The 9,929-nt window shown below is 71.0% G+C and carries 10 protein-coding genes and 1 pseudogene; 4 read left to right on the top strand and 7 right to left on the bottom strand.

Features of this window, described 5'->3' with window-relative positions:
- Nucleotides 1–139 precede the first annotated feature (139 nt).
- The gene (locus AB0I94_RS14605) at nucleotides 140–1,159 is read right to left on the bottom strand and encodes a Gfo/Idh/MocA family oxidoreductase (RefSeq protein ID WP_363309881.1); all 1,020 of its coding nucleotides are present in this window, start codon (nucleotides 1,157–1,159) and stop codon (nucleotides 140–142) included.
- A gap of 96 nt (nucleotides 1,160–1,255) precedes the next feature.
- Nucleotides 1,256–1,504: a DUF6479 family protein gene (locus AB0I94_RS14600; protein WP_363309880.1), complete on the bottom strand. Its 249-nt coding sequence runs from the start codon at nucleotides 1,502–1,504 to the stop codon at nucleotides 1,256–1,258.
- Nucleotides 1,505–1,806: 302 nt separating this feature from the next.
- Here AB0I94_RS14600 and AB0I94_RS14595 point away from each other — a divergent pair, with 302 nt between their 5' ends.
- Nucleotides 1,807–2,613 (top strand): VOC family protein, encoded by an 807-nt coding sequence (locus AB0I94_RS14595; RefSeq protein ID WP_363309879.1) that lies wholly within the window; start codon nucleotides 1,807–1,809, stop codon nucleotides 2,611–2,613.
- On the opposite strand, the pseudogene AB0I94_RS14590 reads toward AB0I94_RS14595, so the two are convergent.
- The 3 genes and pseudogenes from AB0I94_RS14590 to AB0I94_RS14580 all read right to left on the bottom strand — a co-directional run.
- Nucleotides 2,603–3,350 (bottom strand): annotated as a pseudogene (locus AB0I94_RS14590) (glutathione-dependent formaldehyde dehydrogenase); the annotation flags it as partial. The gene AB0I94_RS14595 and the pseudogene AB0I94_RS14590 sit on opposite strands and share 11 nt — an antisense overlap.
- Before the next feature lie 24 nt (nucleotides 3,351–3,374).
- Entirely contained in the window at nucleotides 3,375–4,286 is a 912-nt protein-coding gene (ligD, locus tag AB0I94_RS14585) for a non-homologous end-joining DNA ligase (RefSeq protein WP_363309878.1), read from the bottom strand.
- A 55-nt stretch (nucleotides 4,287–4,341) separates the two neighbouring features.
- Nucleotides 4,342–5,223 (bottom strand): SDR family oxidoreductase, encoded by an 882-nt coding sequence (locus AB0I94_RS14580; RefSeq protein ID WP_363309877.1) that lies wholly within the window; start codon nucleotides 5,221–5,223, stop codon nucleotides 4,342–4,344.
- A 375-nt stretch (nucleotides 5,224–5,598) separates the two neighbouring features.
- On the opposite strand from AB0I94_RS14580, the gene AB0I94_RS14575 reads away from it, so the two are divergent.
- Nucleotides 5,599–6,270: a DNA polymerase ligase N-terminal domain-containing protein gene (locus AB0I94_RS14575; RefSeq protein WP_363309876.1), complete on the top strand. Its 672-nt coding sequence runs from the start codon at nucleotides 5,599–5,601 to the stop codon at nucleotides 6,268–6,270.
- On the top strand, nucleotides 6,267–7,277 hold the full coding sequence (ligD, locus tag AB0I94_RS14570; protein WP_363309875.1) for a non-homologous end-joining DNA ligase: 1,011 nt from the start codon (nucleotides 6,267–6,269) through the stop codon (nucleotides 7,275–7,277). The genes AB0I94_RS14575 and ligD (AB0I94_RS14570) overlap by 4 nt, the downstream gene beginning before the upstream one ends.
- A gap of 39 nt (nucleotides 7,278–7,316) precedes the next feature.
- Here the strand turns inward: ligD (AB0I94_RS14570) and AB0I94_RS14565 are convergent, their stop codons facing one another.
- Nucleotides 7,317–8,474: a DUF6596 domain-containing protein gene (locus tag AB0I94_RS14565; protein WP_363309903.1), complete on the bottom strand. Its 1,158-nt coding sequence runs from the start codon at nucleotides 8,472–8,474 to the stop codon at nucleotides 7,317–7,319.
- An 8-nt stretch (nucleotides 8,475–8,482) separates the two neighbouring features.
- Complete coding sequence (locus AB0I94_RS14560; protein ID WP_363309874.1) at nucleotides 8,483–8,890, bottom strand: YciI family protein; 408 nt, start codon at nucleotides 8,888–8,890, stop codon at nucleotides 8,483–8,485.
- 178 nt (nucleotides 8,891–9,068) lie between these two features.
- Here AB0I94_RS14560 and AB0I94_RS14555 point away from each other — a divergent pair, with 178 nt between their 5' ends.
- Nucleotides 9,069–9,797 carry an alpha/beta hydrolase gene (locus AB0I94_RS14555; RefSeq protein ID WP_363309873.1) on the top strand — a complete coding sequence of 243 codons (729 nt, stop codon included), beginning with the start codon at nucleotides 9,069–9,071 and terminating at the stop codon, nucleotides 9,795–9,797.
- Nucleotides 9,798–9,929: the final 132 nt, after the last annotated feature.

The following is a 9,929-nucleotide window of genomic DNA, read 5'->3' as shown; positions in this document are numbered from 1 at the left end:
CTTCCCGGGCAAGCTGGTACTCCCGGTCCGCCCCTTGCCGCCCCGCACCCCCGCCCCCCCGGGGGGGGGGGCCCCCCGGCCCCGCCCCCCCCCGCTCTGCCCCGCCGCTCGATTCCGCCTCCCGGTCCCGCCGAGCGGTCTACCCGTAGAAGGCCGGACGCTCGATCAGTTCCACCTCGGCCCGCCCGCCCTCCCGCTGGGACACGACGCCCGCCTCGCACACGGCCGCGGCGGCGTACCCGTCCCAGGCACTGGGGCCGGTGACCTCACCCCTGCGGGTGGCGTCCACCCATGCCTGTACCTCACGGTCGTAGGCGTCCTCGAAACGCTCGACGTAGTCCGGGGGTACGTGGCCTCCCCAGCGGCCGTCGACGCTGACGCGGGGCCCTTGTTCGTCCCCGATGCGCACGGTTCCCCGCTCGCAGACCGCCTCGGCCTGGACCTGGTAGCCGTAACCGCAGTGGCCGAAGATCTCGACGTCGACGAGCGCGCCCGAGGCGGTCTCGAACAGGACGAACTGGGGGTCGTTCATGCCCGCCGGGGCGAGGGACGACGGCGCCGGTCTGTGCACGGCGACCGCCACGATCTCCTGTCCGAGCAGCCAGCGGGTCGCGTCCACCTCGTGGGCGACCGAGCTGGTGATGAGCATGTCGTCGGTGAACCCCGGCGGCATGGCCAGGTTGCGGTGACGTTGGTGCAGCATCAGCGCCCTGCCCAGTTCGCCGCCGTCGAGCAGTCCTTTGAGCTTCACGTACTCGGAGTCGTAGCGCCGCATGAAGCCCACCTGGATGCGCCGGCGCCCGAGCCGCCGCTCCGCCTCCAGGACCCGCAGGCAGGAGGCCGTGTCCGGTGTCATCGGCTTCTCGCACAACACCGGCAGGTCCCGGCCGAGCGCTTCGATCAGGGCCGCTTCGTGGGCCGGGCCGGGAGAAGCGATGAGTACGGCATCCACCTCTCCCGACGCCATGGCGGCCGCCGGGTCCGTGTAGGCCGTGCACCCGTCGATCGTGGCGGCCAGGGACTTCGCCCGCTCCGCCTCGATGTCGGCGACGGCCGCCACCCGCGCCCCGCTGATGACGTCATGGAGCCGGCGCACGTGATCCGCGCCCATCTTCCCGGTGCCGATGACGGCCACTCCGAGTCCTCGCTGAGCTGGCATGGCGGTGATGTCTCCCCTCCTGGGCGGGCTCGCCGCCCGCACTCGTCTCCGGCGAGAGAACCCTGCCTCGCGCCATGCCGCCGGCGCCAGACCCCCTCAACGGGGGTGAGGGTGTCCCTGGTCGGGGTCGTCGTCGGGCGTCTGCCAGGTGGTGCCGCGTTGGGCTTCACCGCTGGGAGGAGCGACGTGTTGAGAGGGTGTGGTCGGCTCGGTGCGGCGGGCCGCGCGGCGCCGTCCACTGACGAACATGGCGAGCAGGCCGATGACCACGGCTAGGCCGACGATGATGAAGATCAGCGAGCCGCCACCCTCGACTGCCAGAACGGTATAACTGTGAGTACGCATATCACCCATCTACCCCATATATGGAAATAATGCTCACACCGGTCGCTTGATGCGCTGATGCACTGACGGGTCTCGTCGGCCTCCGGCCCTCTTCGTGCCCCGGGTTCCCGGCCCGCGGAGATCCATGTAAGGGCATTGCTCCCCCGTGCCTGGCGCGACGTGAAGCCCCGCGGTGGGGATGATGGAGCCGACAGGGATCACGGGCGCGGGCCGCTGGTACGGGCCGTCTCCCGACCGCACAAGGTCGGGCGTCAGTAGCCTGAAGAGGGTGGGGCGTCCTTCGACCTCAGAACGGTACAAAGATGAGCAGCGACAAGGCATCTGCAATCCGGAACGTACCCAGCAGCGCGGTGTTCGGCGCACCCTGTTGGGTCAGCCTGACCACGCGAGATCTGGAGGCCGCTCAGGAGTTCTACCACGCCGTACTGGGGTGGGACTGGCGCGTCGGCAAGCTGGGCGACCAGTACAGGTTCGCGAGCGTGAACGGGGTGCCCGTGGCGGGGGTGTCCGCCGTGGAGGCCGTGGGGCAGGCGGCCATCGCCTGGACACCCTTCTTCGCCGCGTCCGACGCGAACGAGACCGTGGCACGCAGCCAGGAGCGTGGTGGAACCACCGCTGTGGGCCCCATCTCCTTCCCTCCGGGGCGGGCGGCTCTCCTGGCCGACCGCGAGGGGGCCGTCTTCGGCATCTGGGAGGGTGAACTCGTCTCCGACTGGGAGGCGTGGCGCCGCGCGGCCCCTGTCTTCGTGGAGCTCTATACCCGGGACGCCTTCGACGCCGCCATCTTCTACGCGGAGGTCCTCGAATGGGCCACCACCTCCTCAGGCTGCTGCGAGGTCGACTACGAGGACGAACGGGTCGTGCTGCGCAGCCAGGGCGTCATCGTGGCCCGCATCCATTCGGGCGCGATCGAATCCGCGCCCGATCCGGAGATCCGGCCGCACTGGCAGATCCACTTCACGGTCGACGACGTGGACGCCTGCGCCCGGGCCGCGCGCGCCTACGGCGGCAGTGTCCTGCAGGGCGGGCAGGGGGCGGCGGAGGCGATCTTGAGCGACCCCGACGGGGCCCGCTTCGTGGTGAACTCCAAACCCGGGATCAGGGCCTGAGCAGCGTCTTGATCATCCCGTCTTCCTTGTCCTGGAACATCTGGTACGCCTTGGGACCCTCTTCCAGAGCCATGTGATGGGTGGCGAAGTCATCGACGCCGAGCGGGTCCTCGTCGGTGAGCAGCGGCAGGATGTCGTCCACCCAGTGCCTGACGTTGGCCTGCCCCATGCGCAGCTGGACCTGCTTGTCGAACATGGTCAGGAGGGGCATCGGGTCGAGCGCGCCGCCGTAGACACCGGAGAGGGAGATGGTGCCGCCGCGTCGGACGATGTCGATCGCCGCGTACAGGGCGCCCAGTCGGTCGACGCCTGCGCGCTCCATCAGCCTTGCGGCCATGGCGCCGGGCAGCAGGCCCACGCCCCAGTGGGCCGCTTTGGCCAGGGGCGCCGTGCGCCTCCATCCCTACGGCGTCGATGACGGCGTCCGTGCCGCGCCCGTCGGTCAGGTCGCGGACCGCGCTGCCGAGGTCCTTGCCGTAACGGCGCAGGTCGAAGGCCTTGACGCCGTCACCGTCGGCGTACTCCACTGCCTGCCAGGCGGTGGGAAGTACGTCGGAGAGGTAGACGAACCGGTCGTCCGCGGAGCCCGTCGGCACCTTGATGGGCAAGGTGTTGCCGAACGGCACCCGAAGGAGTTCCGCCTGCCCTAGTACCTCGTACAGATGCAGGTCCGAGCCCCAGACTCCGGTGGACGTCACTTGCACGATGGCGTCGGTCGGCTCCTTGAGCGCAGGGTCTCCCGTGCAGGCGTGCGGGCGCCGTTATGCCTGCGTCCGTTCTCGCAGGCGCCGGGCGGCCGCGGTCACGCCGCGCGCGCGGCGGGCGAGTCCCGCCCAGGGGTCCTTATCGAGGCGGTCGCCGAGGTCGGTCACCGTCCAGCGGCGGGCGGTCAGCCCGGGGGCATCCAGTTCGTCCCAGCCCAACGGCACGGCCACGGGCGCTCCCGGCCTGGACCGGACGGCGAACGGGGCGACCACGGTCTGGGCGTAGCCGTTGCGCGCGACGTCCAGATACAGCCGCCCCTTGCGCGCGTCCTTGCGGGCCTCGGCCGTCAGCTCCTTCTCGTACTGCGCCGCGAGGGCCTGTGCGACGGAACGGGCGAAGGCGAGCACGTCGTCGGCGTCGTCGCGCCGGTTCAGCGGTACGACGACGTGCAGACCGCGTGAGCCGGTGGTCATCAGGCCCGACGGCAGGTCCAGCTCTTCGAGCAGTTCGTGCAGGCGGTGGGCCGCGCTGCACACGGCCTCGAAGTCGTCGCCCGGCGGGTCGAGGTCGAAGACGAGGCGGTCGGGGCGGCGCGGCCGGTCGGCTCGGCTCAGCCAGCGATGGGGGGTGACGCAGGCCTGGCCCGCGAGATAGACGAGGGTGGCCGTGTCCTCGCAGAGGACATGGGTGACTTCGCCGCCCTCCTTGGCCACCGTGGCGCGCCGGATCCAGTCGGGGAAGTAGTCGGAGACCTCCTTCTGGTAGAAGCGGTCGCCGTCGATCCCGTCCGGCATTCGCTCCAGCATCACGGGCCTGCCGCGCAGCTCGGGCAGCATGCGCGGTGCCACACGCCGGTAGTACTCGGCGAGATCGGCCTTGGTGATGCCGTCCTGCGGGAACAGCTCCTTCTCGGCTCGCTTGATTTCGACCTTGCGTCGTCCGACCTGTAGCTCGACAGTGGGGCTCACGCCACCGCCTCCTTCACGCCGATGGATTCGCGGTCTCCCCGCTCCCGCGGCCGGGTCACGGGAGCGGTGTCCCTCCGGTGGCGTTCATGATCTCGGCGGTGATGAAGCTGGCCTGCTCCGAGGCCAGGAACACATACGCGGGCGCCATCTCGGCGGGCTGGGCGGGGCGGCCCATCGGGGCCTGCTTGCCGAACTCCTGGGTGTCCGGCAGCGTGGCCGGGATCAGCGGCGTCCACACCGGCCCCGGAGCGACGGCGTTGACGCGGATGCCCTTCTCGACCAGCATCTGCGCGAGCCCTTGGGTGAACGTGACGATGGCGCCCTTGGTCATGGCGTAGTCGAGCAGGTGGGGGCTCGGCTTGTAGGCCTGCACCGACGTGCTGTTGATGATGGACCCGCCCGACGGGATGTGCGGCACGGCCATCTTGCACAGCCAGAACATGCCGTACAGATTCGTGCGTACGACGCGGTCGAACTGCTCCGTGGAGATCTCCGTGATGCCGTCGGGCTGGGACATCTGATAGGCGGCGTTGTTGACCAGTACGTCGATGCGGCCGAACTCCGCCACGGCTCGCTCGACGAGGCGCCGGCACTGCTCCTCTTCACGGATATCGCACGGCACGGCCAGACCGCGGCGCCCGGCCTTCTCGACGAGGCGGACCGTCTCCTGGGCGTCCTCCGCCTCCGTGGGCAGATGGGTGAACAGGACGTCCGCACCCTCGCGTGCGTAGGCGAGAGCCACGGCCCGGCCGATGCCGGAGTCGCCGCCGGTCACGACCGCCGCCCGGTTCTGCAGCAGCCCGCTCCCCCGGTAGGACTCCTCACCGTGGTCCGGGGGCGGGTCCATCGGGCCGGTCCAGCCCGGCGGCTCCTGGTCCTGCGAGGCGAAATCGGGCTGCGGGTGCTTTGTCGTCGGGTCCTGCGGGGTGTCACCCATGGGTGCTCTTCCCTTCTCTGGTCCGCTCTCTGATCCACTTACTCCAGCTTGCTCCGCGCCACTCGCGGGCGCGAACGCCTGGCACCGCTCACGGTGTGCGACCAGCGCGAACGTGTGCCGTCGAGCATCGGGTGTCCCGCGGGCCGCGGTCCCACACATACGAGTCCCCGCGGGGCTTCGGCCCAGGCCACTCGGCCGCCGGCCGGGGTGCGCTCGCCGTGCGGGTGAGATCGGAGGTGCATAACCTGGCCGGGGCCGAGCCGACCCGTCACGGCAGGTCACCTGTCGGGCGCACGCGTGCCAGAAGTGATCACGGGTACGCGCCGCACGAACGGATCGGCGAACGGATCAGCGACCCGACGGAAGGGGCCCGCCGTGAGCGAGAAGGACGGGCTGCGGACCTACCGCGGCAAGCGGCACTTCGACAAGACGAGCGAACCGAGCGGCGAGCCCTCGGCGCGAGACGCGGCCACGCCGGAGACAGCCGACGAGCCCACGTTCGTGGTGCAGATCCACGACGCGAGCACGATGCACTTCGACTTCCGCCTGGAGGTCGACGGCGTACTGAAGTCCTGGTCGGTCCCCAAGGGCCCCTCCACCGACCCGCACGACAAGCGGCTGGCCATCCCCACCGAGGACCATCCCTTGGAGTATCGGGACTTCGAGGGGGTGATCCCTTCGGGCGAGTACGGCGGCGGGACCGTCATCGTCTGGGGCCGCGGCACCTACCGGCCCACCAGCCACGACAAGCGCAACCGGCCGGTGCCGTTCGGCGAGGCCCTGGACAAGGGCCACGCCACGTTCGATCTGCACGGAGAGAAACTGCGCGGGCAGTACGCGCTCACCCGCTTCCACGGGCGTGAGGAGAAGAGCGGGGGCTCCGCCGCGAAGCCGACCTGGCTGCTCGTGCGGACCGGACACCGCTCGGGCGGCGGAACCCCGGACCCACGGCGGGCGCGGTCAGCACGCAGCGGCCGTACGCTGCGCCAGGTCGCCGAGGCGCCGGACGCGCCGACATGGCATTCCGACCGCGGTGAGCAGCGATGACGAGCCTGCTGGACAGCCTGCCGCCGGGCCTGGACGGGCGCGTCCGGGAGGCGGCGCCGGGTGCCGAACTGGCCGCTTCCCCGATGCTGGCGACGCTCACCGAGCGGCGTCTCTTCACGGACGACTGGATCTTCGAGCGGAAGCTGGACGGCATCCGGGCGCTCGCGGTGCGCGAGAACGGCCGGACGACGCTCCGGTCCCGGTCCGGGCGACGGCTCGACGCCACGTATCCGGAGATCATCGACGCGCTCTCGGGACAGGACTGCGAGGACTTCACGGTCGACGGGGAGATCGTCGCCTACTCGCACGGCAGAACCGACTTCGGGCGACTGCAGCAGCGCATGGGGCTCACGCGGCCCGCCGACATCGCGGCGAGCACGGTCGCGGTCACCTACTACGTCTTCGATCTGCTGCGCCTCGACGGCATGGACGTACGGCGGTTGCCGTTGCGCACCCGCAAGTCCCTGCTGCGCCGCTCGATCACGTTCACGGCCCCGCTGCGGTTCAGCACCCATCGCAACGAAGGCGGGCCCGAACTCCTGGCCGACGCCTGCCGGCGCGGCTGGGAGGGCCTCATCGCCAAACGGGCCGAGAGCACCTACCAGGCGCGCCGCTCGGGCGACTGGCTCAAACTGAAGTGTTCCCGGGGCCAGGAGTTCGTGGTGGGCGGGTTCACCGAACCCACCGGAAGCCGCGAGGGCATCGGCGCGCTGCTCATCGGCTACTACGAGGGCGAACGGCTGCGTTACGCGGGCAAGGTCGGCACCGGTTTCGACCGGCGTACCCTGCTGGCCCTGCGGAGGGAACTCGACGAACTCCAGGTGACGGGCTCGCCGTTCGGGGACCCGGTACCGGAGCGGACCGCACACTGGGCACGGCCGCGTCTCGTGGCTCAGGTCGCCTTCACGGAGTGGACGCGCGACGGCATGCTGCGCCACCCCCGCTATCAGGGGCTGCGGGACGACAAGGACCCGGCCGATATCGTCCGGGAACGCGGGAAGCCCTGAACTGCGCGGGCTCCCGCGCCGGACGCCGCGCGCGGCCCGTCAGCCGCTTCGGCCGGCGTTGAGCCGGGCGTTGAGCCGAGCTGCCTGACGCGTCAGATGGACGCGTTCGGGCAGGTTGGGCGCTTTCTCGGCCGCCTCGGCGTACAGCCGCGCCGCCGTCGACAGGTCGCCGTCGCGCTCGTAAAGGTACGCCGCCACCGCGGTGTGGCGGGGCAAAGAGACGTCGAGCGCCGCGAGCGCCGCCAAGCCTGCGCGCGGCCCGTCGGCCTCGCCGACGGCCACCGCGCGGTTGAGCCGGACGACCGGGCTGTCGGTCAGGTTCGCGAGTTCGTCGTACCACTCGACGATCTGCACCCAGTCGGTCTCCTCGGCGGTGGGCGCGTCGGCATGGAGCGCCGCGATGGCGGCCTGGGCCTGGAACTCGCCGAGGCGGTCGCGGGCGAGCGCCGCGTGCAGGATCCCGATGCCCTCGGCGATCGCTTTGGTGTCCCACCGGCCCCGGTCCTGCTCGGCGAGCGGCACCAGGCTGCCGTCGGACGCGGTGCGGGCGTCGCGTCGGGCGTGGTGGATCAGCATGAGGGCGAGCAGGCCCGCCACCTCGGGGTGGTCGATCGCGGCGGCGAGCTGCCGGGTGAGCCGGATGGCCTCGGCGGCGAGGTCCACGTCACCGGAGTAGCCCTCGTTGAAGACCAGGTAGAGAACGCGCAGCACGGTGGCGACATCGCCTGTCCTGTCGAACCGCACGCCGGAGACGGTTCTCTTGGCCCGGCTGATGCGTTGGGCCATGGTCGCCTCGGGGACCAGGTAGGCCTGGGCGATCTGGCGGGTGGTGAGACCGCCGACGGCACGCAGTGTCAGCGCGACCGCGGAGGACGGTGTCAGGGACGGGTGGGCGCACAGGAAGTAGAGCTGGAGCGTGTCGTCCGCGGCGGGGGCGGGTCCGGGCGCCGGTTCCTCGTCGACACGGTCCTCCCGTCGGCGGCGGGCGGTGTCCGCGCGGGTCGTGTCGAGGAACTTGCGCCAGGCCACGGTGACCAGCCAGCCCTTCGGGTCCCTGGGCTGCTCGGCCGGCCAGACGCGGACCGCCTCGACCAGGGCGTCCTGCACGGCGTCCTCGGCCGCCGCGAAGTCGGCTCCGCGGCGGACGAGGATGCCGAGCACGCTCGGAGTGAGGCTCCGGAGCCGGCTCTCGTCCATGTCCGGGTTCACTCGGTGACGGTGTGCTGCGCGCCCAGGAACGGGCGGACCTCGAGCCACTCGTGGATCGGCTTGCCGCCCGCGCCGGGGGCGGCCGACAGCTCCCCGGCCAGTTCGAGGGCACGGTCGTGGCTGTCGACGTCGATCACCATCCACCCGGCGATGAGGTCCTTGGTCTCGGCGAAGGGGCCGTCGGTGACCGGCGGGCGGCCCTCACCGTCGTACCGGACGAACGTTCCCTCGGGGGCGAGCGCCTGGCTGTCGACGAACTCACCGCTCTCCTCGAGCCGGGCCGCGAAGTCGTTCATGTACCGCACGTGCGCCGAGATCTCCTCCGGCGTCCACTGGCTCATCGGCACGTCGTTGACCGGAGTCGGGGCGCCACGGTAGTGCTTGAGCAGCAGGTACTTGGCCATGGTGTTCTCCTCGGTGCTGGTGCGACCCATTGTGGTCGCGTTCACTACGAGGACGGAGCCGGACGCGAGTTCTCGACATCGCCACGTACGACTTTCCTTGAATCTGCCGAGGGGGTGTTGGCCGAGAGCCTCGTCCCTGAAGTGCTGACCGAGATACTGACCGAGATGAGGAACGGACTTGACGATCACGACCCGGACGGTGCGTTACGCCACCGGCGGCGACAGCAAACTCCTCGACGTCTACGCCTCCGAGCGGCGGGACAACCGGTGTGTGCTGCTGTGGCACGGAACTGGGCCCGATGAGCGCGACATGCTGGCCGCGCTGGCCCGGGAGGTCGCCGGGCTGGGTCCCACCGTCCTCGTCCCGGACTGGCGCTCGGACCAGCCCGACGGCGGCCGGGAGCATCTCATCGACTCCTTGCGGTACGCCCAAGATCACCTTGGTCAACTCTTCGACGGGCCCGGTCAGTTGGTTCTCGCGGGGTGGTCGGCGGGGGCGGGCGCCGCGGTGGGAGTGGCCCTCACGGCGCAACCCTTCGACGGCCCGCGGCCCGCCGCGGTGGTGGGCATCGCGGGCGGTTACCGCCGCCCGGCACGCACGACGGGCACCGTGCCCCTCCAAGCCGTCGGACGGGCGGTGACGCCGATACCCGTACGGCTCGTGCACGGCACGGCAGACGAAGCCGTGCCCGTCGATTCCTCGCGTGAACTGCACGAAGCCCTGCTCTCCCAGGGCTGGAATTCCGAACTGTCCGAGCCGGTCACCGACCACGCCGGGGTACTGGGCTGTGTGTACGAGCCCACCGCGGGGCGGTGCCTGCCGGCGAACGAGCCGTCCGTATCGGCGATCGGGCGCCGGACGGCCCACGTGATAGCGGACGCGGTGCCGCCGATGCGACGAGCGTGAGGCACGGCAGGCGCGGCTGAGGAACCGGTGGACGGATATGGCAGCCACTGGGCCGGCCGCCATCCCCCCGTACCCCCGTACCCCCGTAGGTGAGGCCTGCCTCGCGTCGAGCCGTTCCTGAATCGCTCTGCC

This window comes from Streptomyces sp. NPDC050147 (assembly GCF_040660195.1).
Classification (GTDB): Bacteria; Actinomycetota; Actinomycetes; order Streptomycetales; family Streptomycetaceae; genus Streptomyces.
Note: the sequence above shows the minus strand (reverse complement) of the source record. Positions and strands in the feature narration are given on the sequence as shown.

What these genes read in the sequence shown, in the direction of transcription:
- AB0I94_RS14605 (WP_363309881.1), bottom strand. Translation starts at nt 1,159, where the DNA reads ATGCCAGCTCAGCGAGGACTCGGAGTGGCCGTCATCGGCACCGGGAAG.
- AB0I94_RS14600 (WP_363309880.1), bottom strand. Translation starts at nt 1,504, where the DNA reads ATGCGTACTCACAGTTATACCGTTCTGGCAGTCGAGGGTGGCGGCTCG.
- AB0I94_RS14595 (WP_363309879.1), top strand. Translation starts at nt 1,807, where the DNA reads ATGAGCAGCGACAAGGCATCTGCAATCCGGAACGTACCCAGCAGCGCG.
- AB0I94_RS14580 (WP_363309877.1), bottom strand. Translation starts at nt 5,223, where the DNA reads ATGGGTGACACCCCGCAGGACCCGACGACAAAGCACCCGCAGCCCGAT.
- ligD (WP_363309875.1), top strand. Translation starts at nt 6,267, where the DNA reads ATGACGAGCCTGCTGGACAGCCTGCCGCCGGGCCTGGACGGGCGCGTC.
- AB0I94_RS14565 (WP_363309903.1), bottom strand. Translation starts at nt 8,474, where the DNA reads ATGGACGAGAGCCGGCTCCGGAGCCTCACTCCGAGCGTGCTCGGCATC.
- AB0I94_RS14560 (WP_363309874.1), bottom strand. Translation starts at nt 8,890, where the DNA reads ATGGCCAAGTACCTGCTGCTCAAGCACTACCGTGGCGCCCCGACTCCG.